General features: G+C 35.8%; 31 protein-coding genes, 1 pseudogene and 1 riboswitch. Of the genes and pseudogenes, 25 read left to right on the top strand and 7 right to left on the bottom strand.

The window, feature by feature from the left end; genetic code table 11:
* Positions 1-7 precede the first annotated feature (7 nt).
* From OEV98_RS11270 to OEV98_RS11250, 5 genes are all read left to right on the top strand, one after another.
* Positions 8-781, top strand: coding sequence for an electron transfer flavoprotein subunit beta/FixA family protein (locus OEV98_RS11270; protein WP_263073377.1), 774 nt, complete (start codon positions 8-10; stop codon positions 779-781).
* 29 nt (positions 782-810) lie between these two features.
* Complete coding sequence (locus OEV98_RS11265; protein WP_263073376.1) at positions 811-1,788, top strand: electron transfer flavoprotein subunit alpha/FixB family protein; 978 nt, start codon at positions 811-813, stop codon at positions 1,786-1,788.
* Between the two features lie 210 nt (positions 1,789-1,998).
* The gene (gene trxA, locus OEV98_RS11260; protein ID WP_263073375.1) at positions 1,999-2,313 is read left to right on the top strand and encodes a thioredoxin; all 315 of its coding nucleotides are present in this window, start codon (positions 1,999-2,001) and stop codon (positions 2,311-2,313) included.
* Positions 2,314-2,538: 225 nt separating this feature from the next.
* Complete coding sequence (uvrC, locus tag OEV98_RS11255; protein ID WP_263073374.1) at positions 2,539-4,329, top strand: excinuclease ABC subunit UvrC; 1,791 nt, start codon at positions 2,539-2,541, stop codon at positions 4,327-4,329.
* 90 nt (positions 4,330-4,419) lie between these two features.
* Positions 4,420-4,598: riboswitch (Lysine riboswitch) on the top strand.
* A 106-nt stretch (positions 4,599-4,704) separates the two neighbouring features.
* Positions 4,705-5,946: an aspartate kinase gene (locus OEV98_RS11250; protein WP_263073373.1), complete on the top strand. Its 1,242-nt coding sequence runs from the start codon at positions 4,705-4,707 to the stop codon at positions 5,944-5,946.
* A 49-nt stretch (positions 5,947-5,995) separates the two neighbouring features.
* Here the strand turns inward: OEV98_RS11250 and OEV98_RS11245 are convergent, their stop codons facing one another.
* Entirely contained in the window at positions 5,996-6,445 is a 450-nt protein-coding gene (locus OEV98_RS11245; RefSeq protein WP_317633806.1) for a YslB family protein, read from the bottom strand.
* Between the two features lie 294 nt (positions 6,446-6,739).
* Here OEV98_RS11245 and OEV98_RS11240 point away from each other — a divergent pair, with 294 nt between their 5' ends.
* The 4 genes from OEV98_RS11240 to OEV98_RS11225 all read left to right on the top strand — a co-directional run bounded on the left by OEV98_RS11240 (position 6,740) and on the right by OEV98_RS11225 (position 10,580).
* Positions 6,740-7,348, top strand: a complete 609-nt coding sequence (locus tag OEV98_RS11240) for a succinate dehydrogenase cytochrome b558 subunit (RefSeq protein ID WP_263073372.1) — start codon at positions 6,740-6,742, stop codon at positions 7,346-7,348.
* Positions 7,349-7,463: 115 nt separating this feature from the next.
* Complete coding sequence (gene sdhA / locus OEV98_RS11235; RefSeq protein ID WP_263073371.1) at positions 7,464-9,215, top strand: succinate dehydrogenase flavoprotein subunit; 1,752 nt, start codon at positions 7,464-7,466, stop codon at positions 9,213-9,215.
* A 19-nt stretch (positions 9,216-9,234) separates the two neighbouring features.
* A complete protein-coding gene (sdhB, locus tag OEV98_RS11230) occupies positions 9,235-9,999 on the top strand; it encodes a succinate dehydrogenase iron-sulfur subunit (RefSeq protein WP_263073370.1) in 765 nt (254 codons plus the stop codon).
* Between the two features lie 116 nt (positions 10,000-10,115).
* Positions 10,116-10,580, top strand: a complete 465-nt coding sequence (locus tag OEV98_RS11225) for an acyl-CoA thioesterase (protein WP_263073369.1) — start codon at positions 10,116-10,118, stop codon at positions 10,578-10,580.
* A 93-nt stretch (positions 10,581-10,673) separates the two neighbouring features.
* Here the strand turns inward: OEV98_RS11225 and gerE are convergent.
* The 6 genes and pseudogenes from gerE to OEV98_RS11195 all read right to left on the bottom strand — a co-directional run.
* A pseudogene (gerE, locus tag OEV98_RS11220) lies at positions 10,674-10,760 on the bottom strand (spore germination transcription factor GerE); the annotation flags it as partial.
* A 45-nt stretch (positions 10,761-10,805) separates the two neighbouring features.
* Positions 10,806-11,657 carry a DNA adenine methylase gene (locus tag OEV98_RS11215; RefSeq protein WP_263073368.1) on the bottom strand — a complete coding sequence of 284 codons (852 nt, stop codon included), beginning with the start codon at positions 11,655-11,657 and terminating at the stop codon, positions 10,806-10,808.
* A 56-nt stretch (positions 11,658-11,713) separates the two neighbouring features.
* A complete protein-coding gene (locus OEV98_RS11210; RefSeq protein ID WP_263073367.1) occupies positions 11,714-13,426 on the bottom strand; it encodes an AAA family ATPase in 1,713 nt (570 codons plus the stop codon).
* 264 nt (positions 13,427-13,690) lie between these two features.
* Positions 13,691-14,362 carry a coiled-coil domain-containing protein gene (locus OEV98_RS11205; protein WP_263073366.1) on the bottom strand — a complete coding sequence of 224 codons (672 nt, stop codon included), beginning with the start codon at positions 14,360-14,362 and terminating at the stop codon, positions 13,691-13,693.
* A 24-nt stretch (positions 14,363-14,386) separates the two neighbouring features.
* Complete coding sequence (locus OEV98_RS11200; RefSeq protein WP_263073365.1) at positions 14,387-14,971, bottom strand: ImmA/IrrE family metallo-endopeptidase; 585 nt, start codon at positions 14,969-14,971, stop codon at positions 14,387-14,389.
* Positions 14,972-14,985: 14 nt separating this feature from the next.
* Positions 14,986-15,405 (bottom strand): helix-turn-helix domain-containing protein, encoded by a 420-nt coding sequence (locus tag OEV98_RS11195; protein WP_263073364.1) that lies wholly within the window; start codon positions 15,403-15,405, stop codon positions 14,986-14,988.
* A gap of 160 nt (positions 15,406-15,565) precedes the next feature.
* Between OEV98_RS11195 and OEV98_RS11190 the strand changes: the two genes are divergently transcribed.
* The 16 genes from OEV98_RS11190 to OEV98_RS11115 all read left to right on the top strand — a co-directional run bounded on the left by OEV98_RS11190 (position 15,566) and on the right by OEV98_RS11115 (position 24,819).
* Complete coding sequence (locus OEV98_RS11190; RefSeq protein ID WP_263073363.1) at positions 15,566-15,832, top strand: helix-turn-helix transcriptional regulator; 267 nt, start codon at positions 15,566-15,568, stop codon at positions 15,830-15,832.
* Positions 15,833-16,010: 178 nt separating this feature from the next.
* The gene (locus tag OEV98_RS11185) at positions 16,011-16,775 is read left to right on the top strand and encodes a phage antirepressor (RefSeq protein WP_263073362.1); all 765 of its coding nucleotides are present in this window, start codon (positions 16,011-16,013) and stop codon (positions 16,773-16,775) included.
* Between the two features lie 56 nt (positions 16,776-16,831).
* A complete protein-coding gene (locus OEV98_RS11180; RefSeq protein ID WP_263073361.1) occupies positions 16,832-16,972 on the top strand; it encodes a hypothetical protein in 141 nt (46 codons plus the stop codon).
* 111 nt (positions 16,973-17,083) lie between these two features.
* On the top strand, positions 17,084-17,590 hold the full coding sequence (locus OEV98_RS11175) for a helix-turn-helix transcriptional regulator (protein ID WP_263073360.1): 507 nt from the start codon (positions 17,084-17,086) through the stop codon (positions 17,588-17,590).
* A 2-nt stretch (positions 17,591-17,592) separates the two neighbouring features.
* Entirely contained in the window at positions 17,593-17,868 is a 276-nt protein-coding gene (locus tag OEV98_RS11170; RefSeq protein ID WP_263073359.1) for a hypothetical protein, read from the top strand.
* A 263-nt stretch (positions 17,869-18,131) separates the two neighbouring features.
* Positions 18,132-18,323 carry a hypothetical protein gene (locus tag OEV98_RS11165; protein WP_263073358.1) on the top strand — a complete coding sequence of 64 codons (192 nt, stop codon included), beginning with the start codon at positions 18,132-18,134 and terminating at the stop codon, positions 18,321-18,323.
* A 100-nt stretch (positions 18,324-18,423) separates the two neighbouring features.
* Entirely contained in the window at positions 18,424-19,371 is a 948-nt protein-coding gene (locus tag OEV98_RS11160; RefSeq protein WP_407676506.1) for a YqaJ viral recombinase family nuclease, read from the top strand.
* Complete coding sequence (locus OEV98_RS11155) at positions 19,371-20,231, top strand: recombinase RecT (RefSeq protein WP_263073357.1); 861 nt, start codon at positions 19,371-19,373, stop codon at positions 20,229-20,231. Before OEV98_RS11160 ends, OEV98_RS11155 begins: the two co-directional genes overlap by 1 nt.
* A gap of 162 nt (positions 20,232-20,393) precedes the next feature.
* On the top strand, positions 20,394-21,269 hold the full coding sequence (locus OEV98_RS11150) for a DeoR/GlpR family DNA-binding transcription regulator (protein ID WP_263073356.1): 876 nt from the start codon (positions 20,394-20,396) through the stop codon (positions 21,267-21,269).
* Positions 21,163-21,966: an ATP-binding protein gene (locus OEV98_RS11145; RefSeq protein ID WP_263073355.1), complete on the top strand. Its 804-nt coding sequence runs from the start codon at positions 21,163-21,165 to the stop codon at positions 21,964-21,966. The genes OEV98_RS11150 and OEV98_RS11145 overlap by 107 nt, the downstream gene beginning before the upstream one ends.
* 1 nt (position 21,967) lies before the next feature.
* A complete protein-coding gene (locus tag OEV98_RS11140; protein ID WP_263073354.1) occupies positions 21,968-22,225 on the top strand; it encodes a hypothetical protein in 258 nt (85 codons plus the stop codon).
* A 195-nt stretch (positions 22,226-22,420) separates the two neighbouring features.
* Positions 22,421-22,759 carry a MazG-like family protein gene (locus tag OEV98_RS11135; RefSeq protein WP_263073353.1) on the top strand — a complete coding sequence of 113 codons (339 nt, stop codon included), beginning with the start codon at positions 22,421-22,423 and terminating at the stop codon, positions 22,757-22,759.
* A 171-nt stretch (positions 22,760-22,930) separates the two neighbouring features.
* Complete coding sequence (locus OEV98_RS11130) at positions 22,931-23,278, top strand: hypothetical protein (RefSeq protein ID WP_263073352.1); 348 nt, start codon at positions 22,931-22,933, stop codon at positions 23,276-23,278.
* A complete protein-coding gene (locus OEV98_RS11125) occupies positions 23,275-23,685 on the top strand; it encodes a RusA family crossover junction endodeoxyribonuclease (RefSeq protein WP_263073351.1) in 411 nt (136 codons plus the stop codon). The genes OEV98_RS11130 and OEV98_RS11125 overlap by 4 nt, the downstream gene beginning before the upstream one ends.
* Before the next feature lie 13 nt (positions 23,686-23,698).
* Complete coding sequence (locus OEV98_RS11120; RefSeq protein WP_263073350.1) at positions 23,699-24,091, top strand: replication terminator protein; 393 nt, start codon at positions 23,699-23,701, stop codon at positions 24,089-24,091.
* A 20-nt stretch (positions 24,092-24,111) separates the two neighbouring features.
* Positions 24,112-24,819, top strand: a complete 708-nt coding sequence (locus OEV98_RS11115) for a hypothetical protein (protein ID WP_263073349.1) — start codon at positions 24,112-24,114, stop codon at positions 24,817-24,819.
* Positions 24,820-24,871: the final 52 nt, after the last annotated feature.

Genomic DNA, 24,871 nt, shown 5'->3' with positions numbered 1-24,871 from the left:
GTCCACAATGAATATATTTGTACTATTAAAGAGAACGTTTGACACGGAAGAGAAGATATCCATTGCAAATGGTGTGATTAATGAAGATGGGGCCGAATTCATAATTAATCCATATGATGAATATGCCGTTGAAGAAGCAATTCAAATTCGTGATGATCATGGAGGAGAAGTAACAGTTCTTACGGTCGGTAACGAGGATGCCGAGAAACAGCTGCGAACGGCATTGGCGATGGGAGCAGATAAAGCAGTACTTATCAATATTGAAGATGATGTGGAATATAGTGATCAATACACTACCGCAAAAATAATTGCAGAATACTTAAAAGATAAGGAAGTAGATTTAATAATTGCAGGAAATGTTGCGATTGATAATGCATCTGGCCAAGTCGGTCCACGTGTTGCGGACTTACTGGATATCCCATATATCACGACTATAACTAATTTAACGATTGATGGAAAAAATGTAAGCGTTGTCCGGGATGTGGAGGGAGATGAAGAAAAAATCGAAACTACCTTGCCATTGCTTGTAACAGCACAGCAAGGCTTGAATGATCCTAGATATCCATCGCTTCCAGGAATAATGAAAGCGAAAAAGAAACCTTTAGCAACATTAGAATTAGATGATCTAGATTTAGAGGAAGAAGATGTAGAAGCAAAAACAAAAACAATTGAAATATATTTACCACAACAAAAACAAGCTGGGAAACTATTAACAGGAGAAATAGAAGAACAGGTGAAGGAGCTAGTTTCCTTACTTCACACGGAAGCAAAAGTAATTTAAAATCATCCGACGAATGGGAGGTTAATTAAATGGCAAGGAAAGTATTGGTCTTTGGGGAAGTAAAAGAAGGAAGCCTTCGAAATGTTTCTTTTGAAGCAATTGCTGCAGGAAAGACGATTGCAGAAGGCGGAGAAGTAGTTGGAGTATTAGTGGGAGATGCCGTTGCACAGCTAGCGGATCATTTTTTTCACTATGGAGCAGATCGTGTAGTTGTTGTAGAGCATGAAAAATTAAATCACTATACTTCTGATGGATATTCACAAGCACTTTTAGCAGTAGTGAATGAAGAAAAGCCAGAAGGAATCGTGTTTGGACATACTTCATTAGGAAAAGATTTATCGCCAAAATTAGCAAGCAAGCTTGATGCTGGGTTAATATCAGATGCGATTTCTGTAGAAGCAGTCGGGGGAAATATTGTATTTACACGACCGATTTATTCCGGAAAAGCTTTTGAGAAAAAAATAGTCACAAGCGGTATTATTTTTGCTACGATTCGTCCAAACAATATTACACCATTAGTAAAGGATGAAGCACATACAGGTGAAGTAACCACGATTGCAGTGGATATTAAAGATTTACGTACTATTATCAAAGAAGTAGTTCGGAAAACAAGTGAAGGTGTGGACTTAACCGAGGCAAAAGTTGTTATTGCTGGTGGCCGGGGATTAAAAAGTGCGGACGGCTTTAAGCCTTTACAAGAATTAGCAGATGTATTAGGAGGAGCAGTTGGTGCCTCGCGCGGAGCCTGTGATGCAGGGTATTGCGATTATTCCTTGCAAATAGGGCAAACAGGTAAGGTTGTAACACCTGATTTATATATTGCCGTAGGAATATCAGGAGCTATTCAACATTTAGCTGGAATGTCCAATTCAAAAGTAATTGTCGCTATTAATAAAGATCCGGAAGCAAATATATTTAATATTGCAGATTACGGTATCGTTGGGGATCTTTTTGAAGTACTCCCTATTCTTATCGAAGAAATGAAAAGCCTAAAGGTAAAAGCATAGTAAAAAACAGCTAATAAAATGTGGTCCCATGATGGGAAGCAACAAGCAGCGAGGATTTTTCTTCAGCTGCTTTTTTCATACTCGGTTCAATTATTGGTTATTTTTGAATAAATGGGGTAAAATGTTTTTTGAATCTAATTATTCGCAAAAACAAGCGAACGGTGATATACTGTCGATAAGATTTTAGAATATTTTTAGGAGGATTTTAATATGGCAATTACACATGCATCTGACAAAAGTTTCTCACAAGAAACTAGTAGTGGTCTTGTATTAGCTGATTTCTGGGCAACATGGTGTGGACCTTGTAAAATGATTGCTCCAGTTCTTGAAGAAATTGATTCAGAAATGGGAGAAAAAGTAAAAATCGTTAAATTAGATGTTGATGATAACCAAGAAACAGCAGCTAAATACGGTGTTATGAGTATCCCAACGTTAATTTTATTTAAAGATGGAGAAATCGTTGATAAAGTAGTTGGCTACCGTCCAAAAGAAGCTTTAGAAGAAGTAATCAACAATCACCTATAATAAACAACACTAAGCAGCCCTCGTGGCTGCTTTTCTTTTCATATGAATATCCTCAATTGCGAAAGCCCATTCAATTTTTACGAACCTAAAAGCGTTTTTTCCGCGCAATGTATAGTATAATATCCATAAATAAATACTGTTATTTTTAGTGTCTGCGGACCATTACCATAAGAATTTTAAATGTATATAGAGTGTTTGCTTATATTTACTGACGGAGTGACAAAAATGGAAAAAAACAACGTAATTCAAGAAAAACTAGCATTACTCCCTGATCAGCCTGGTTGTTATTTAATGAAAGACCGTCAAGGTACGATCATATATGTAGGGAAGGCGAAAATTTTAAAAAACCGTGTCCGATCTTATTTCACTGGTTCCCATGATGGAAAAACTCAAGCACTAGTCAATGAAATCGTTGACTTTGAATACATCATAACCTCATCCAATATTGAAGCATTAATACTAGAAATGAATTTAATTAAGCAATACAATCCAAAATATAATGTAATGTTAAAGGATGATAAAAGCTATCCCTTTATCAAACTGACAGCTGAACGACATCCAAGACTAATCATCACACGAAAAGTAAAGAAGGATAAAGGAAAATATTTCGGCCCTTATCCAAATGTCCATGCAGCAAACGAAACAAAAAAATTGCTGGATAGATTGTATCCACTGCGGAAATGTAGTACTTTACCAAATCGCGTCTGCTTGTACTATCATATCGGACAATGTATGGCACCTTGTATCAATGAAATACCGGAAGCAACCTATAAGGAAATGACCGATGAAATTACGAAGTTTTTAAATGGTGGATATAAAGAAATTAAAAAGCAACTATCTGAAAAAATGATGGCAGCAGCAGAAAATTTAGAGTTTGAAAAGGCAAAAGAATTTCGTGATAAAATTTCAGATATTGAGACAACAATGGAAAAACAAAAGATGACAGCAACCGATTTTGTTGATCGTGACGTGTTCGGATATGCAGTCGATAAAGGCTGGATGTGTGTTCAAGTATTCTTCATTCGGCAAGGAAAAATGATTCAGCGAGATGTATCTATGTTTCCAATTTATGATGAGCCAGAAGAAGAAATGCTTACGTTTTTGGGACAATTTTATCAACAACCGAATCACTTTAAGCCAAAGGAAATTTTACTACAAGAAGAGGTAGATGCAGAAATCGTAAAAGAGCTGTTAGATGTAAAGATTCTTCAGCCAAAACGTGGGCAAAAGAAGGACATCGTCCAATTGGCTAGCAAAAATGCAGCTGTCGCTTTGAAGGAAAAATTTTCATTAATTGAACGAGATGAGGCGCGAACCATTAAAGCGGTGGATCACCTTGGGGAAATTCTTGGAATTTACACACCATATCGTATTGAAACATTTGATAATTCGAATATTCAAGGGACAAATCCCGTTTCTGCTATGGTAGTATTTACGAATGGAAAACCAGACAAAAAACAATATCGTAAATATAAGATTCGAACGGTAGAAGGTCCGGATGATTATGAGTCAATGCGTGAGGTTATTCGTAGACGATATACAAGAGTATTGAAAGATAATTTACCATTACCAGATTTAATTTTAATTGATGGTGGGAAGGGGCAGATTGAAGCAGCAAAGGATATTTTAATTAATGAATTAAATTTAGAAATCCCGGTTGCTGGTCTTGCGAAAGATGATAAACATAATACTGCCAATCTTCTATTCGGGGACCCGCTGGAAGTCGTCCCATTAGATAGAAGCAGTCAGGAATTTTATTTATTGCAACGAATTCAAGATGAGGTCCATCGATTTGCAATTACCTTTCATCGACAATTACGTGGAAAATCGATGTTTCAATCCATACTCGATGATATTCCAGGTATCGGCGAAAAGAGAAAGAAGTTACTTATGAAGCATTTTGGATCAGTGAAGAAAATGAAAGAGGCAGCAATCGAGGAGTATATAGAAATCGGAATTCCAAAAAATGTTGCAGATGAAATTATTAGTGCGTTAAAAGAGTCGGATAAAAATTAATTTTTAGACTTTTCCTAAATACAATAATATTATTGTAGTAAAAAAATTGCTATGCTATAATGATGAAAAATTTAATATTACTTCATACTAAGTGAAGGTAGAGGTGCGAGCTTCAAAAGTACATGTTTGGAAGAGAATGGGCTCTGAAGAAAAACATGGAAAGGGTAGTCTCGCCGAAAGAAAAAATATCCCGATCTATATTTTTTCTTGGTTTTGCCATTGAATAAATGCAGAACTGTCAAGATTGTTCTTGGAGGGCTATCTCACTGTGAAACGCTATTTTTATTAATTTTGCGTAACGCAGGCAATGGGATAAATTCTCATTGCCTTTTCTTTTTTAAAATTTATTTGCAACGAAGAAATGAGGGAAACAAGTTGGGGATTATTGTCCAAAAATTTGGTGGTACTTCGGTTGGTTCAATCGAAAGAATTAGAAATGTAACGGATCGAATAGTGGAGGAAATGAGTAAAGGAAATCAAGTGGTTACGGTTGTATCCGCGATGGGAAAATCAACCGATGAATTAGTCGGATTAGCTAAACAAATCAGTGCCACTCCTGCGAAAAGAGAGCTTGATATGCTGCTTGCAACAGGTGAACAGGTGACTATTTCACTGCTAACGATGGCATTAATTGAAAGAGGATTGCCTGCTGTATCTTTAACTGGTTGGCAAGCTGGCATTCAAACCGAATCGGTACATGGGAATGCTAGAATTTTACATATTGACACGAAGCGGATAAGCAATGAATTAGCGGAAGGAAGGATCGTTATCGTTGCTGGGTTCCAAGGTGCTACGGTAGATAATCAAATTACGACACTAGGTCGCGGAGGGTCGGATACAACTGCTGTAGCAATTGCGTCCGCTCTCCAGGCTGAACGATGTGATATTTATACAGATGTGACCGGAGTATATACAGCAGATCCACGATTTGTGAAAGGGGCACGCCAATTACCAGCTATTTCTTATGATGAAATGCTTGAGCTTGCTAACTTAGGTGCAGGTGTACTGCATCCAAGAGCAGTGGAATATGCAAAAAATTATCAAATTCCACTTGTCGTTCGTTCTAGTATGGAACGAAAAGATGGAACATACGTATTGGAGGAAGCAATAATGGAACAAAACTTAGTGGTTAGAGGTGTAGCTTTTGAAAAAGATACTACGAAAATGACGGTATTTGGTATGAAAAATGGACTATCGAGTTTATCCACGATTTTTACTCCGTTAGCAAAAAATCATATTAATGTGGATATCATTATTCAAAGCTATACCGATAATAAAGAAAACAATGTATCGTTTTCCGTAAAAAGTGAAGATAAGCAAGCAGTGCTTAATGTATTAGAGGAACAAAAGGAAATGATTCAATACGATCATATCGATTGGGAGGATAAGCTTGCAAAAGTTTCTATCGTCGGTTCTGGAATGATTTCAAATCCAGGTGTGGCAGCTCTAATGTTTGACAGTCTCGCAAGTCAAGGAATAATGATTAAAATGGTAAGTACCTCAGAAATTAAAGTTTCTGCAGTTGTAGATGAGTCGGAAATGATAAAAGCTGCTCAAATTTTACATACAGCATTTCATTTGGATGAGGTTTTAGAAACAGTTAGTGTGGGTAAATAATGAGAGGAAAAATGAAAAACTTCATCATAAATTGATGAAGTTTTTTCGATTACAAATCTAGAGGAATATTGTCCCATTTAATGGTAAAGCTAACTATACCATCACGTTTTTTGGGATGCTCATATGCTTCTGTGTACAATTTTTTTTGTTGTTGAATTTGTTCAGCTAAAAATCCTGCTTCTAATTGAAAGGTAGGGTTTGTGTTGGCATGGAGCCGATATTGGATAAGGTCACTAGTTAGTGTTAATTCCATTTCATTTTTCTTTTGCTCTTCTAGTTGTAGTGAACCCCAACCTGCTTTTATAAAAAATTCCTTAATTTCATCAAATGTAAATAGTGGGTATTTCCTAGCCAGCCTTTTCCCTGCCCAATACAGAAGGCTTGGACCATCTTTTCCTAGCAATTCATTTATAAGCTCTTCACGGATCAATTCATATCCAAAAGCAGGAATTGAAATTTCTGACAAATTCAACGTTTCATCCATTATCTTTCGCTTCACCGATGCTCCCCCTTTTCTCTAAATCTATTATATACAATTTTCCATTGATTATTTATGTTTTTTTTCACTGGGAAAAATTATATTAATATATTCAATGTAAAATATTCCAAATAAGAATGTTAATTAATTTTTAATAAACATTATAATAAAATACTTTTTGAATATTATTAAATGTGTATCCGTTTTCTTGACGCTCATACATATAAAGAGTAAAATAAACATGTCAAATATTTGCCATAGTTTTTACAATTTATTGTTTAATATTTTCTTAGAATAAGGGGGGTACATCTTAGGATGGCTAAAAACCGCGAGTTTTTGAATCGGAGACTGCACTCGTTATTAGGAGTAATTCCGGTAGGGGTATTTTTAACTTTGCATTTAGTTGTGAACTATTCTGCAACGAAAGGCGTCGAAGCATTTAATTCTGCATCAAAATTTATGGAAAGTCTCCCTTTCCTACTGTTTCTCGAAATTTTTATAATCTACATACCAATTTTGTATCATGCAATATATGGAGTATATATTGCCTTTACTGCAAAAAATAATTTGGGTAGATTCAGTACATTTCGTAATTGGATGTTTGTACTTCAACGTTTTACTGGTGTTTTCCTAATTATTTTTATAGCTTGGCATGTTTGGGAAACACGACTTGCAAAAGCGTTCGGTTCAGAAGTTAACTTCGATATGATGGCGAATATATTAGACAATCCATTTATGCTAGCTTTTTATATCATTGGGGTTCTTTCTGCAACATTCCACTTTGCTAATGGATTATGGTCATTCTGTGTGAGCTGGGGTATCACTATTTCGCCAAGATCTCAAGTTGTAACAACATATGTGACACTAGTAATTTTTGTCATTCTATCGGTAATTGGAGTACGAGCGTTGCTAGCATTCATCTAATTGTAAGAAAAATAAACCGAATATTATATTTTTATGAAAATAGAAGACTACTTAAGGAATTCAACTGTCATATTGCATCAATAGATTAAATGATTAAGAGGAGTGAGCCTAAGAAATGAGTAAAGGAAAAATTATTGTTGTTGGCGGTGGATTAGCCGGATTAATGGCAACAATCAAATCAGCCGAAGCAGGAGTACCCGTTGAACTATTCTCATTAGTTCCAGTTAAGCGTTCTCACTCTGTTTGTGCTCAAGGCGGAATTAACGGAGCGGTAAATACAAAAGGGGAGGGAGATTCTCCTTGGAATCACTTTGATGATACCGTATACGGAGGAGACTTTTTAGCTAACCAACCACCTGTTAAAGCAATGTGTGAAGCAGCACCAGGAATTATTCACTTGTTTGACCGTATGGGGGTTATGTTTAACCGTACTTCAGAAGGGCTTCTAGACTTTAGACGTTTTGGTGGAACATTATTTCACCGTACAGCATATGCAGGTGCAACCACTGGGCAACAATTGCTGTACGCATTAGACGAACAAGTGCGTCGTCATGAGGTTGCTGGATTAGTTACGAAATATGAAGGCTGGGAATTTTTAGGAGTAATCCTTGATGATGAAGGAATTTGCCGAGGAATTGTTGCGCAAAATCTGAAATCAATGGAAATTAAATCCTTTGCAGCAGATGCGGTTATTTTAGCATCTGGTGGACCAGGTATTATATTTGGTAAATCAACGAATTCCATTATTAATACTGGATCTGCTGCCTCTATCGTGTATCAACAAGGTGCCTATTATGCAAATGGCGAATTTATTCAAATACATCCTACTGCAATTCCAGGAGATGATAAGCTTCGTCTAATGAGTGAATCTGCTCGTGGAGAAGGTGGCCGAATTTGGACATATAAAGATGGTAAGCCTTGGTATTTCTTAGAAGAAAAATATCCATTGTATGGAAATCTTGTTCCACGCGATATAGCAACACGTGAAATATTCAAAGTTTGTGTCGATATGAAGCTAGGAATTAATGGGGAAAACATGGTTTATCTTGATTTATCCCATAAGGATTCGCATGAATTAGATGTAAAACTTGGTGGGATTATTGAAATTTATGAAAAATTCATGGGTGAAGATCCTCATAAAGTTCCTATGAAAATTTTCCCGGCGGTTCATTACTCAATGGGTGGACTTTGGGTAGATTATGATCAAATGACCAATATTCCAGGATTATTTGCTGCAGGGGAATGTGATTATTCTCAACATGGTGCGAACCGATTAGGAGCGAATTCCCTTCTTTCTGCTATTTATGGTGGAATGGTTGCAGGACCGAATGCAGTTCGATATATCGATGGATTAGAAAAGAGCTCGGATGCTATTTCTTCTACATTGTTTGATCGCTATCAAAAACAAGAAGAAGATAAATGGGAAAACATATTGGCAATGGATGGAACCGAAAATGCATATGTTCTTCACAAAGAACTTGGGGAAATAATGACGGATAATGTAACAGTAGTTCGTTACAATGATAGATTGCAAAAAACGGATGAAAAAATTCAGGAATTATTGGAAAGATATAAAAACATTAATATTAATGACACTGGAAGATGGAGTAACCAAGGTGCAATGTTTACAAGACAATTGGAAAACATGCTGCAATTATCGCGAGTGATTACCATTGGTGCATTAAATCGTAATGAGTCAAGGGGTGCTCATTATAAACCAGATTTCCCTGAAAGAAATGATGAAGAATGGTTAAAAACGACAATGGCGAAATTTGTTAGTCCTAATGAAGCGCCAGCATTCCATTATGAAGATGTAGACGTGTCATTAATTAAACCACGGAAACGGGATTATACAAAAAAACATTAAAAAGGGGAGAGATTAATTCATGGCTGAGCAACAAAAAACAGTAACATTTATCATTACAAGACAAGATAGTCCGGATTCTCCTCCATATGAGGAAACATTTGAGATTCCTTACCGTCCAAATTTAAATGTAATTTCTGCATTAATGGAAATTCGCAGAAACCCAGTAACGGCTGATGGCAAAAAGACAACACCGGTAACTTGGGAAATGAGCTGTTTAGAAGAGGTATGTGGCGCTTGCTCGATGGTGATTAATGGAAAACCAAGACAATCCTGCTCTGCAATCGTTGATCAATTAGAGCAACCAATTCGATTAGCACCAATGACTACTTTCCCAGTCGTTCGTGACTTAATGGTTGACCGTAGCAGAATGTTCGATTCCTTGAAAAAGGTAAAGGCTTGGATTCCAATCGATGGTACCTATGATTTAGGTCCTGGGCCACGTATGCCAGAAAATAAACGACAATGGGCATATGAATTATCCAAATGTATGACTTGTGGGGTATGTTTAGAAGCTTGTCCAAATGTGAATTCAGATTCTGATTTCATCGGACCAGCACCACTATCACAAGTTCGTTTATTCAATGCACATCCAACAGGTGAAATGAATAGAGCAGAACGGTTAGAAGCAATTATGGGTGATGGTGGATTAGCAAACTGCGGTAATTCACAAAACTGTGTGCAAGCATGTCCGAAAGGCATTCCGTTAACAACTTCCATTGCTGCACTAAATCGCGAAGCAACAATGCAAATGTTCCGTAATTTCTTTGGTAGTGACTATAATTAATATTAGTATAATAGAATAATATTTTTAAAATTTAGGTTGGTTTGTTAAAAGATAAATCAACCTAAATTTTAAACTAAAAACGAATGAATATTCATTCATTATTAGGAGGGAAACAGATGAAGCAAATTTCTTATATTGAGAATATAGATGAATGGATGGCTGGATTTACTTTTTTTCGACCATTGAAAGTCCGGTTTATGGAAACAGATATGTTTGGCCATGTTAATAATACGATTGCTTTTACTTATTTTGAATTTGCTCGGATTGAATTTTTTAAATGGCTAGGATTTATGCAGGATTGGGTAAAGCAAGAGAATGAAACCATTCCGGTTGCGGCTGACTTACAATGTGATTTTATTAACCAAATGTACTTTGATGATGAACTAATGATCTATGTAAAGGTAGGCAAGCTAGGGAATTCCTCTGTCGATCTTCATTATTTCGTTAGAAAAAAGGATGGTACGATTTGCTTAACTGGTAGAGGAGCAATGGTTCAAGTGAACAAAAACACGGGAAAAGCAGTACCGTGGAATGAGGCTATGCGAGCGAAATTTTTACATGGGAAAGGGAAAGAAGCGTAGAAAACGAACCGATTATAACACAAATGTCTATTCATTTATATAGAAAATAAAACAATATTAAACCGGCCATCTTTCATGATAGCCGGTTTTCTTCTAAAGCTTTAACTCCCCCATGCGGAGAAGTTCAACAACAGCTTGTGAACGCCCCTTTACTCCAAGCTTTTGCATGGCATTTGAGATACATAGCAATTGCAAAAAAAATAGGGCTATACCTTTTGGTTAGCCCTATATTAATTGTAAATAATCTTTTGGATTTAGTTGATTGAGTTTTTTTGAAAAAAACATGTATTCTATACCTTTAGTTTTATTTTGTGCAGAATAGCTTAGATAATATTCAATATAAGGTAATTTATCATACATTTTTTTTACTTCTATTTCGTGGTCATAGGTTACAATCCATTTTCTATTAATTAATTCGTTTTGTATTTTATTTGATAGTAAAAGATGGTCATCATCTGTATAAAAATTTGTATATAGAGCAGGTCCTTGTTTAAAATATGGGGGATCAAAAAAAGTAAAAGAATTTCTTGTTTTTTTTATGACCTTCTCAATAAATTCCACTGCATCCATATTGGTAACTCTAATATGATCCTTTTTACTGGCTATAAGTTTTATTTTATTTATAAGATCTCCTTTATTAAAACGACAGTCTAGTTTGTACATGCCGTTCTGGTTTTTTCCCCCCATTACCCCCCCTTTGATAATTCCAGACCGGTTTGTTCGATTTAGATATAGGGTCGAAAAACCAAGCGATAATAGATCCATGGTTTCTTTACCCGTTTGAATTTCTTTTTGTTTATACCATTCATCAATGCTAATATTGCAACTACTTATTTTATCTACTAGTTCATCAGTATGGTTTATTACAGAATACCAGAAGGAATATATTGATCTATCGTAATCATTAATAACGACTTTATTTACATCATTATTTAAAAGAAGAGCGATAGCTACTCCAGCACCCCCAGCAAATGGTTCGATGTAAGTGGAACTTTTATTTTGTTCTATTAAGGCTTTAATGTATCTATGTATCTTGTATTTCCCCCCTGGATATCTTAAAGGTGAAGGGTTTGCCATTTTTCTCACACTCCTGACCAATTTATATTATATTATAGTTATTCATAATTGGCCAGTTAAAATCCCTTGCTCTTTAATTGTGATAGCTTAATATCAACTAATTTTGTGAAATTTTTAGAGAAATCAAAAATATCATTCTGTTTTTTTATTTCGTTATAATAATATTTATATATACCGGATTGTTCAAAGAAAGATAAATGTGATCTAAACCATTTTTTAAAATCATCCCTATTTAATTTTTTATTAATTATCATCTCATCCAATTCAATTAATATATTCTGTGGGTGATAATTTCCTAAATTTATATTATTCTCCACTGAATTCCAAAATGAGAGATGATTTTCTTCTTCTTTAGCTATATTATATAACGCTCTAAATAGAGTTGCCTCAGGACTAAAGTCATCAGGTAAAAATAAGACATTACTAGGGATATTATTAATTTTGTTATAACCGATTGGTTCATTTTCTAAATAATTGTATACATTTGGCTGTTTATTATATTTTGCATCTCCATCAAGAATAATAATGGTATCTTTAAAATAACTATCCTTCTCAGGAAGGTTTAATAAGGTAGAACAACTTATTTGTGAAGAAATTAATTCACATTGGTTTAATAAATTCTTCGTCTCAGATTCTTCCTCATATATTTTAAGTATCTGCTCTAATGCGAATCTAGCTTCTTCATCCTCTAGGTAAATTTTTACCTTCGGCATTGAGTATTGTATTTGTGAAAAAAGATCGGCCTTTATTGAAGTGTAGGTATCTGTTCCTCTATAGTATGGCCTTAAATTATTTCTAAAATAAAGTACAGCGAATTTAGTTTTATCTTTATTCTGCAGTTTTAGCATTTCTTTGATGATTGTTAAAGAATGACTAGTAAAAATAATTTGTAGATTTAGTTTCTCAGCTTGTTCCCTTAAAAGACGTAATAATCTAATCTGTGCATCTGGGTGTAAAGAGGCATCAAGCTCGTCAATACAAAGAATTCCACCATTGTAATTTGGCTCGTTTGAGATATTTTCAAAGGAAAGTAAGGCATTAAGGATGCCACTAATGCTATCTTGACCGATGGACTGAGTTAGTATACTCGATGAATCTGGTTTGACATAAAATCCAGAATATTTGATTTTCGGTTTTATTGTCTCATACAATTCATCTTTTTTAGGATCAATCGATCTAGGAAGTACTTTATTGTACATTTCAATATAATTTTTAGTGATATGTTCCTGATTGTTAATGTTTTTTCTATTTGTTACTTTTGTTAGATTTTCATCTGTAGATTTTGATTCTCCAAAAGGGAATAGTCTACTAGTACTGACGAAAAAAGTAGGAAGAGGAATTCTCCCTGATTCTGTAATTCCTGTTTTACTATATACATCATTAGTAACTACTTCATTCTGTACCCCATCAAAACTCACAGTTCTTGGGACTAATTTTAAATACGGTTCATTAGGATGTGAAGTTCTTACTCTTTTAAAAATATCCATATTTTTATAGTTATACTTTAAAGTTACCTCATAATAATCATCAAACTTCCTTGCATCTCTATGTTCATCTTTACTTAAAATGAAATAATCTTTAAATTCTGGATGAAAATCCTTATTACTTAAGGTTTTAAAAGATTTTGTTCCAGATCCGTTTGCTATAATACCTAACAATGTTGATTTACCAATACCATTTGTGCCAGATATTAATGTTAAACGTGATGGAATTTCAAGAAAAAGTTCATTAAACTTACGGAATTTTTTAATGTTTATATTTTTTAACATAACTGCCTCCAATAAATAATAAAATCGTTCCTAAGATTTATTTTTAATTATCATTAAAAGGAGTGGGTAAGTTCCACTACTGAAAAATATAAATTTAGATTTTTAATTCACTGGTATAAGTGTAGCTGAGGTGGTAAGTTCAATCCAATATCCATCCGAACAATACTGGCAATCTATTGGTGTCTGCTATCGTTTTAAATACACCTTCCAATTCTCCCTCGTTTTTCTTCTTGCATAAACATACTCTCTTGAAAAACTACGGTTTTATTCAACCGGTACCAATATTATCGGAATCGTTGCTTCGATTTCCTCACCGTCTAAACCATCAAAAACAAAGCTTTCTATTGAATATTCGCTACCTTCCCCAAAAGTTTCAGCTACTTTGCTTATTCCGTTTGTTCCGCGAACAAAAATATTTCCTCTATAGCCATCTTGGGCACGGAGTTCATATCTCCCAGTAGGGATATCAGAGCCAAAATAATAGTATCCTGCACCAAGTTTATAAGGGTCTTCCCCAGTCTTTTTAATTTGAACGGTTAATGCATCTAATTCTTCTTTTTTCTTTTTGATATCTGTATCAAGAACGGCCAATTCAGTACCTTTATCGTTTATTTCATTGGTTAATGAATCGCGGTTATTAATAATTTCATTGGCTTCATCAATTATTTTCTTGTTTTGGTTAATTTCGTTTAAAACTTTATTTTTTTCATCAGTCACACTGACTAACTCCGTCCTTGTCTCATTAATTTTATTCTCTAAATCCTCTAATTCAGTATTTTTTGTTTTAATCTCTGTGGTAATTTGGTCATAACTCATTTTCTTATTATCAATTTTTACTTTTGCTACTGACTGACCTATTCCTAAGCCAATTAAAAAGAATATAATTGCACTTACAGTAATCAAAAACCATAATTTCTTATAGAATGGTGTTTCCAAAAAATTTCCCCCTCTGTTATGAAATTAAATCCATTCTAAACTACCTAATTTATTCTTTAATGTCGCAAAACCGTCCACTCTATGATGATATGTTAGTTCTAATCGATACCGTGCGAATTCTTCTGTAACAACAAAGTAATCCGCAATATCAGAAATAAGCACCGTCTCAGTAACTGCAGCTTGATAAATTTGTTTCAGAAATTTGAATGGCATAAGAAGATACGCTGCCATTCTTTTTGCCTGGTTCTCTTGCTTATTTATTAAATGCTTGTCTAAATGTAACTGAGAGGAATCATGAGAATAGCAGTGGCAAAATTCCTCTGCCAATAACAGTTTTTTCTCTATTGCGTTTAACCCTTCGGCAATGAAGATGGTTCCTCTACGGCCGCTGGACTTAAGAACTGAAAACGATTTTAGTTTATTAATAGATTCGTAATCTACATAAGTTTCTGTAAAATCAGGATGCAATGGCATTATCTTAATGCCATACTTCCAACATATTTCATACAAATCTATTTCATCTGGATAGCGATAGTTAAAATGGGACAATACATAGTTTGCACGTTCTTCCCAATAATCTTGTGTTGGTCTGATTATCTGTTGCTGCATAACTTACATCTCCATTAATCCTCAAATTCTCCAAATCCTTCTGGATCTTCTTCATCGTCATCTTCTAATAAAATCTTCTTCATTTTATACAATGTAATCAGTTCTTTAACCTTTTTTTCCGGATCAGAGGCTAAGTCGTGGAAAATGACTTTGTGTTTTTTTAGTTCCTCAAATACTTTATACTCATCTTCAGTTAACTTTATTTCTTTCCCTCCAACCGAAATTTGTTTCTCTTCATCGTCACCGGTAAGATAGGAAACCGTAACCCCAAATTTCTCTGCTAATTTTTTTAAATTTTCAACAGATGGTTGATTTCTTCCTTGCTCGTAATAGCCGTAACCACTTTCGGTCATCCCTAAATAATCAGCGACATTTTTTTGAGTTAATTTATTTCTTTTTCGTAGCATTCGTAATCTTTCAGATAATATTGACATGTTAATCTTCCTTTGTTTTCTTGGGTTTTTACTAATTATACAACTTGTAGTTGGGTTAAAAAATATTTCTAATTAAATACAACAAAAAATTGTATTTTGATATTGACTTACAACTTTTTGTTGGGTAAAATTAAAACAACAAAACGTTGGGAGGTGCGAAATGGTTCAGCGAAGAACTAAGCTTATTTCACTTAGAAAGAGTCATCACTATACTCAAAAATACGTTGTTGAACTTCTTAAAGAACAACATGATATCGAAATAACTGAGAGTTACTATGGCATGATTGAACAAGGTGTACGGACTCCTAGTTTGAGTGTCGCTTTGGCAATTACAGAGTTATTTAATGCAGATCCAAATGAAATTTTTTTTAAAGTAAAACCCAACGAAATATTGGGTGATGTAAATTCATCCAAGGAGGCGATTTAAATGGATTTAGAAACAGTTGCACTCCTAGCTGAAATAAAATACAAAATTTTAGAATCGGCAGTACTCATCAATAACGATTGCACAAAGGAAGAAGCATCGAAACTTTAGTAGAAGCAGTCAGAGCTATCGATGGTAGCATTCCAGAAAAAATTGAATATTGAACAAAGGAGTTGAACTAATGAATAAATTACAAGTATTTAACTTCAATCATAATCAAGTCCGTACCATTTTGCAGAATGGTGAACCATGGTTTGTTGCAAAGGATGTATGTGAAGTTTTGGAAATCGTTAATGTTAGTCGCACTCTTGATCGTTTGGATGAAGATGAAAAGGGTCTTCATACTGTGAATACCCTTGGAGGTGCGCAACAGTTATCAATCGTAAATGAACCAGGTCTATATTCTTTGATACTTACAAGTCGAAAATCGGAAGCCAAACAATTTAAAAGATGGATTACGCATGAAGTTATTCCTTCTATCAGAAAACACGGCGCGTATATGACACCTGAAAAGATTGAGGAAGTTCTTCTTAACCCAGATACTCTAATCAAACTAGCTACCAATCTTAAAGAGGAACAGCAAAAACGATTGGCAGCTGAGCATCTGATTGAGCAACAAAAACCGCTCGTAAGTTTTGCCGAATCATGTATGGCATCCGATAAAAGTTTGTTGATTCGAGAAGTGGCCAAACTCATTTCGAAACAAGGCATCTTGATAGGGGAAAAGAGACTCTTCCAAAAGTTGAGGGAATGGAAGTTAATCTTTTCGGGCAAGAACGAACCCTATCAAGAGTACATAGAGAGAGGCTATTTCGAGATTTCCCAAGGTATCAAAGAAAGTGAAAAAGGGTCCTTTACTTGGTTAACAATGAGAGTCACTCCAAAAGGACAAATGTATATTATTAACCGCCTCAAAAAAGAGCTGGGACAGAAGGCTGTTATCTAAGATGAGAGGGTTGTACTGCCTTCCCAATAGCATAGCAATATATTGAGGTGATCTGTATGGCAAAAAAAGAGAAAAAGAAATCACCGCTTTATGTAGGTAAAGAAACCTACGGAGATATGCCAATTGAAGAGGCGTTCAAAAAAGCATTGGAGCCATACTTCAACGGTGACAAACTGCTTAGCAAGAAAATTTCGTAGCCGATTTCGGCTGCCTTTTTGGACAGACAAGCTCTTTGTTGATCCAAGTCTACAAGTAAACGTTGTATATAAAAAGACAATTTTAAATACAAAAAGGGAGATGGAATTTACATGATTGGAGAGGCTCTTCGACATTTGCGAGGAGAAGAGGAGCTTACTCAAGAACAACTAGCATTTGACCTCAACGTGAGTAAGCAAATGGTATCGCACATGGAAACAGGTAGAAGGAAAATGCAAAAGGATATAGCAAAAGCAGCATTATCTACCTACGACGTACCAGAAGTAGCAATTGAACTTATTTATGAATTTAGTGGAGGTTACACTTCCCCTTTGTTTAACGGAAAAGCAATTGAACGTCATCGGTTAGCTCTAGAAGAATTTGCAATCCGAGAATCGAAGGAAGCTATTCGGATTTTGGAAGAGGTTAGCTTTATCAAACCTCCCGGCGAGACCACCTCGGATGAGAGGGAGAGAGTGGGAAGGGTAATTGATGAATTAATCGATGCAGAAGCAGCAATCAACAACTTAAAAGCCATTCTCGCTAAGGAATATAAAATCAGTTTAAAAAAACGGTATGACCTACGAAAACCATATTGGAAAGCGAAAGGATGGATTTAATAATGCTCGGAGCAAATTTTTTAATAGAGGACCAAGAAGCTGCTTTAAAAGAGTTAGTGTGTATCGCAGATTGCCTGCAACTAATGACGATGCGTATCCAAAAAGGACAATTCAATGCTGCAAGACTTCACATAGAAGATATTGATCGTTCACTACAAGAACTTGCTATCTTAAAAAACAATAGGTTGCAACGGAAAAGCGATATCGATGTTTTATTCGAGGAATTAAGTGATCTTGGGGTAGATGTGCATTACGTAAGTGTAGGAGAGCGAGGCTAACCAAATGAGTGAATTATATACAGTACTTATGTCTGTCATAGTCTTAAATGTTTGCATTAAATCCCTAGTAAAAAAAGAAAAGCAGTAGCCACCCTAGCTACCGCAAATCACAATCAAAATAAACTTACTTTTATTATACCTGATGGGCGTTAAGCCCGTCAACATTGGCAGAAAGGGATGATCCCCATATATAACCCCCTCCCGTTGCTTTCTGTCAATGTTGATGGTTTTAAACCATTAGAAAAAAGAAAGGAGAAAATAAGATGCCATTTTATCCAATGATCAATGAAGAAATACAAACTAGTCATTATGGTGTGGATTATTTTGGTCAAGAGGTACTAATCGGAGACGAAATCATGGTTTTAGATGATGAGTTTTTCTTAAAGGACGAGCTTTTATCTGAAACAGTGAAAGTTTTAGAATTAGCAGGCGCAACAACTACGATTGCACAATAAAAGACTCCCACCAGGCAAGGTATAGGAGTCTTAAACAAAATTAACATTTACCGTAATTGTAGCATAACGGTAACGATTCTGCAAAGGAGGAATGGGAAATATGGCAATGAATCAAAATGCCATTCACACGCTTAATATGAGTCGATTTGAATGGTTGCAAGAAAGAACAAAAGGCATTGGCGGTAGTGACGCAGGAATTATTCTTGGATTGAATAAGTATCGTACAGCTTTTGAATTATGGTTGGAAAAAACAGGACAAGTGGAACCACAGGAAATCGATAATGAAGCGATTTATTGGGGAAACCAGATGGAAAATGTAGTTGCAAAAGAGTTTGAAAGAAGAACTGGTAAGAAAGTTAGAAGAACCAATTATATGTATAACCATCCGGAATATTCCTTTATTAAGGCAAATGTGGATCGTGTGATTGTCGGTGAATCAGCGATTCTAGAATGTAAAACAGCGAGTGCTCATTTATACAAGGAATGGGCAGGCGAAGAAATACCAGCAACTTATTTAGTACAGGTTCAGCATTATCTTGGTGTCACTGGCAAAGAAAAAGCATATATCGCAGTCTTAATCGGTGGAAATCGATTTATATGGAAAGAGATTGAACGCGATGATGAATTAATCCATATGATTTTCGAAGCAGAAAAACACTTTTGGAATTATCATGTGGAACAAAACATTGCTCCAGCGTTAGATGGATCAAGTGCTGCTGAAAAGTATTTGAAAGAAAAATACGAACTAGCCGAGGCAAATAAAGAAGTTGTATTGCCAAGTGAGTATAAAGATTTGCTGCTTCAATACGAAAAGGTAAAACAGGATGAAAGTCTTATCAAAACGGCAAAGACAGAAATCGAAAACAAAATCAAAGCAGAGCTAAAAGATGCCGAAACAGGGATTATCGATTCGTATATCGTTACTTGGAAAAATCAGTTCCAAAATCGTGTAGATACCAAGGCATTGAAAGAAAAGTTTCCTGATATTTATCAGCAAGTCTTAAAAGAAACATCATTTCGGAAATTCGCAGTTAAGGAGGCTAAATAATGGCAACTAATGCAGCATTGAAAAATCAGTTATCTAACAAACAAGAAGGAGCACCAACAAAAGTATCTGCTCAATCGTTAGGTCTTAAAGCATTGCTAAGTACACCAACGATGAAAAAGAAATTTGATGAGGTTTTGGACAAGAAAGCACCTCAATTCATGGCATCACTACTTAATCTTTACAGTGGAGATCCTGGACTAAGAGAAGCAGAACCAATGAGTATTGTCTCGAGTGCCATGGTAGCAGCTTCATTAGATTTACCGATTGATAAAAATTTAGGATATGCGTGGATTGTTCCATTTTATGACAGCAAGAAGGGGTATAAAGCAGCACAATTCCAACTGGGATATAAAGGATACATCCAATTAGCACTCCGTACAGGTCAATATAAAGCCATAAACGTGATTGAAGTATACGAAGGCGAATTAAAGAGTTGGAATCGATTGACAGAGGAAATTGACCTAGATTTATCAGCAACAAAAAGCGATAAAGTCATTGGCTATTGTGGTTACTTCAAACTAGTAAACGGATTTGAAAAAGCTGTTTATTGGACTCGTGATCAAGTCGAGACTCACCGTATAAAACACAACAAAATGAAGGATAAAACAGCTTTAAACAATGTTTGGAAATCGGATTATGATGCAATGGCTATGAAAACAGTTCTTCGGAACATGTTAGGTAAATGGGGAATTTTATCCATTGAAATGCAAAAAGCCATTTCCGAGGATGAAGCAGATCATGAATTAAAGGATATTACAGATGAAGCTTCCGAGGTTGCTGATGTTGATGTAATTGAAGCTGAGGCAGAACTTGTAACTGAACCAGAACAAACAGAGGTTTCATTCGATGAAGCTCAGTGACGTTCCTTATAAAGTCCTTCTCCCGGGTTGGATCTGGGAGGAGGCTAAAGATAGTAACCATTTTAAAAAGCTTGTACTTCAGTATATGCAGCGATATCCGCATTATTCCATAAAAAGTGTAAAAGGAAAATTTGCGATTTGTTATAGGAAGTAGGTGATACGATGCCCGGAAGTTACCCGTTTTACATGTATTCTGGAATACTTGAGCCCAAACACTACAAAAATATAGGTTCTGCATTATGGCTTTTTCTCTGGTGCATAAGTTCCACTACTAAAGAGATTGAGAAGGACGGAATAAACTGGGGCATTGTATTAGGGAATAAGCCTATGAAACTAGAGGAGTTTGCAAAAATATTTGAAGTAAGCGAAAGAACCATTCAACGATGGTTAAACGATTTAGAAAAATATCAATATATCAAAATTACAAGAGCACCTTATGGACTTATTTTAACCGTAAAAAATTCTAAGAAATTCAATAAAGAGAGAGATGACAAAAATGTCCACTCTCCAAGAGATACGACAAATATGTCGAGTCTGGACACGACAGAAATGTCTGGTCTCCACGACAAAAATGTCCACTCTAATAAAGATATAACAAAGATAAATAATAATACTACTACTGCTACTAAGAAATCAGATCCAATTGATTTGATTGCAGACCGATATACTGATTTGCGAACAATACAAGAAGGTAAGCCAACGTATCCTAAACCACAAGATTTCGAAGCAATCGCCCAGATAGTCGCCCAGGGAGTGCCGCCATCCCGAACTATCGAATTGCTTGAACAGTGTTTTAAGGTTTTTGAAGTTAGAAATCCTAAAGGCAAAATTAAGTCCTTTAGTTATTGCGTCGACTATATTACCGACCATTATCAAGCAGAACTAGCGAAAGAGGAAGCCAAGAAGCTAGCGAAAAGGAGGTTACCAGAAGATGGCAAAAACGATCGCAGACGTGCTAGCGGAACTGCGAAAGAAATCACAACTGATAACTCCATCACAGGAGGACAAGTTGGCAGACTCCGAAGAAAAGGAGTATGATTGCCCGAAATGTAAAGACGAGCTTGGGTATTTAAAGGGGACTTGGCCAAATGAAGTTTGGGTTCGATGTGAATGTATCGAGTGGAAAAGAATTCAAAAAATCATGAAGGCAAGTGAAATAACAGAAGAATTTAAAAAGCTTGGATTCCAGAACTTTTTGCTCGATGGAAAGCAGCAAGTAATAAAGGATGCATATGAATGCGCGATCGAGTATTTGCAAAAGTTCGAGAATATTAGACTTAATCGGAAAAATAGTATCGCTTTATTAGGTCAGCCAGGATCAGGGAAAACACATTTGCTTACGGCAATTGCAAATAATCTCATGCGAAAAAAATCGATTCCAGTTCTTTATTTTCCTTACGTCGAAGGGTTTAACGATTTGAAGGACGATTTCGACAAACTGGAAGAGAAATTGGAACGGATGAAAAACATAGATGTATTATTTATCGACGATTTATTCAAACCGGTGAAAGGAAAGCCAAGGGCAACAGAATGGCAAGTGGAGCAAACATACGCAGTTGTAAATCATCGATATTTGAATCATAAGCCTATCATGATTTCGTCTGAACTTACTGTAGACGAACTAGCAGAAATCGATGAGGCCTTAGGTACCCGAATTTACGAAATGTGTTCGGATTTCACGGTGGTAATTAAAGGCGATAGAAAACAATTGAATCATAGATTGGCAGGTGCATAGAATGTGTGAATTGTGTAACGGAACGCACGTAGTACATACACAGGATAATTTCACCTTTGGCTTTTTTACTTGTCCTATTTGCGGTCCAGCATCCGAAGAATTACTGGCAATGGAACGAAAGAAACGTCAGAAAAGGTATTTGGAAATGGAACAATATTTTATCCGAAACGGATGGATGGAAGGGGCAAATGGTTATGAGGGGAGTATACACGGCTCGCAACATGAAGCGAGATATGAAAACGCAAGCGGTTATCGATGAATTGGTAGGTTTAGGAATTACTGGCGACGGAGCAATTAGCTTACATGATTTGGATTATCGCACATTGAAACACATGTTGGTCATGGAAAGAATTCGGAGGGAGAGATAACCCATGAAAAAATGTAAGCAGTGCAATGGCAGAGGCTTCGTATTCGATAAGATTGGGGTTTGGACTGAAACAGGAATAAAAATTCAATGCACCAAGTGTTACGGAAAGGGCGTGAAGTAGTGAATTACGACCAATTACAACATGAAGTATTAACTGATGTTCATCTCGAAAGGTTAAGACAAAATCGAAAATGGGGCATACAACGGCATGATCAAGGTACCTGGTTAATGATTTTGGCAGAGGAATTTGGGGAAGTTGCTCAAGCAATGCAAAAGGCAAAGGGTTGGGGTAAACCAACCGATGCAAGTGATTTATACACGGAATTGATACATTTATCGGCAGTTGCGGTTGCAATCGCTGAACAAATCAAAGAAGAAGGTGCTGCTATTGAAATCGGTAATCATACGCAGATCAAGAAAATTTGAAGCAGAACAAGCGATTCTGGAACTAGAAAAGCGTGGATATGAAGTGGTTTTTCCGTTGACGGAACAAAATTACCAAGGGAAATATTTTAACACTGATAGATACAACCGCAAAATCTTTGTAGAAAATACGTTTAATAGCACTTGGATAGCGAAACTGAGGAAGGTGGAGTTATGAAATTAGGTCAGCTAGTAAGATTCAGAAAATGTCTGGTCAAAGGTCATGAGGGTGCGTCTTTTAATTACCTTACTCCAGAACAGGAAAAGGAACTAGAGGATACGTGTCAGTTAAGAATCAAAAAATTAGTTGAGCAGGAATTTGAAGAGTATAAATCAGGGATTGTTGTTGGGAAAAGAAGGGTTGGAATCGACCGTGTCCTTGAAGAAAGTCACGATATGGAGGGAAATTCTCTTGAATACTTCTTTGTATCAGATATGAATTTCGAAACAGTCTTTCTGGTCGCTTGCGATCTTAGGGGATTGTACAAAGTGAAGGACAGTGATTTGGAGGTAATCGGATGATTAAGTTCACTGTCTATGGGGAAGCCGTTGCTCAAGGCAGACCGAGGGCTACAACCGTAAATGGTCAAGTGAGGATGTATGATCCAAAGAAATCGAGTGATTTCAAAAAATATGTGAAGTTAGTAGCCTCCCAACATAAGCCTAAAGAAGTTTTGAAAGGCCCGATATCTATGAAGGTAGATATCTATAAACCTAGTTTAAAAAGCTTCAGCAAAAAGAAGATATTGGCAGCTGAACAAGGCGAATTAAGACCAACAACCAAGCCAGATGTAGACAACTATGTAAAAGGAATTAAGGACGCTTTAAAATCAGTCATTTGGAAAGATGATAGTCAAGTCGTGGAATTACATATAAGCAAGTGGTACAGCGAGAACCCACGAATTGAAATAGAAATTCAAGAAATCTAAGGGGGAACTAAAAGTGAATAAAATTATTGATTTAAACACATTCGCAGAAGGTGCACTGGCTGAAAGAGCCAATGTTGAGCTTCAAAAGATTTTAGAAAACATCGCGGATCCTAATACAGATCCAAAGAAAAAGAGAACGCTCACCATCACTATTAATTTAGCTGCAGATGATAAGAGAGACGTTGTTCTTACAAGCGTTGTTGCAAAATCAAAATTGGCTCCAGCTAAAGATATTCAAGCCAAACTTATTATGGATTTAGACTCACGAGGAAAGGTTACAGGAGCAGAATTAAAATCAGGTATTAAAGGCCAAACGTTCATAGACGTGGATACGGGAGAAATTTTAGACGATACAGGAAATCAGGTAGCAGTTGAAAACAAGATTATTAATTTTAAAAACAACTAATTTAATTGGGGGATAAAAAAATGATAAAAGAAGCGTTACAGTACATTGTTGGATTAGGAAATTTAGAAGTTCACTATGAAAATGGTCAAAGCTATTCAACTCAGCCGTTGCATTTATTGAAAGAACCAACAACGAATCCAATTGAAGTGAGAAGTTTATCCGGTTTGGTTGAATATCTTACATCTGAATTTGATACAGAAAGTCAGTTAATGGTCCATGTTAGCTCACCTACCGAAGTAGTTGCATTTAGTACCTTAAATTTAAATAAAAATCGAAATGAGTATATTCGAGCAACGGCATTGTTACCGTCATTCTCTTTCGATAGATTCTACGATGCGGAAGACTTTAATATCAAACTCCAATCCGCATTTGTTAAAAATGAAGATCGTGACATTATGTTAAAAGTAGTCGGAAATATCAGAGAAGAAAACGTAAAAACAGTCGGTGATGATGGCGTATCGCAAGCTGTCCAAGCAAAAGTAGGGGTTGCCACTGTCGCTACAGTCCAGGTACCTAACCCAGTTATTTTAAAACCATATAGAACATTTGTCGAAGTAGATCAACCTGAGAGTGACTTTATTTTCCGGATGCAAAACGGACCGCGAGCTGCATTATTCGAAGCAGATGGAGGAGCTTGGAAATTGCAGGCAATGAGAAACATCAAGGATTACCTAAACGCTGCATTAGAGCAAGAAATAGTAGAAGGAAAAGTAATCGTAATAGCTTAATAATTGCTTAATTGAGTGAGGGGCGTGCTTCGCCCCTGATTAAATCAATTTT

It is taken from the genome of Perspicuibacillus lycopersici (assembly GCF_025660475.1).
GTDB classification, from domain to species: domain Bacteria; phylum Bacillota; class Bacilli; order Bacillales; family Caldibacillaceae; genus Perspicuibacillus; species Perspicuibacillus lycopersici.
Note: the sequence above shows the minus strand (reverse complement) of the source record. Positions and strands in the feature narration are given on the sequence as shown.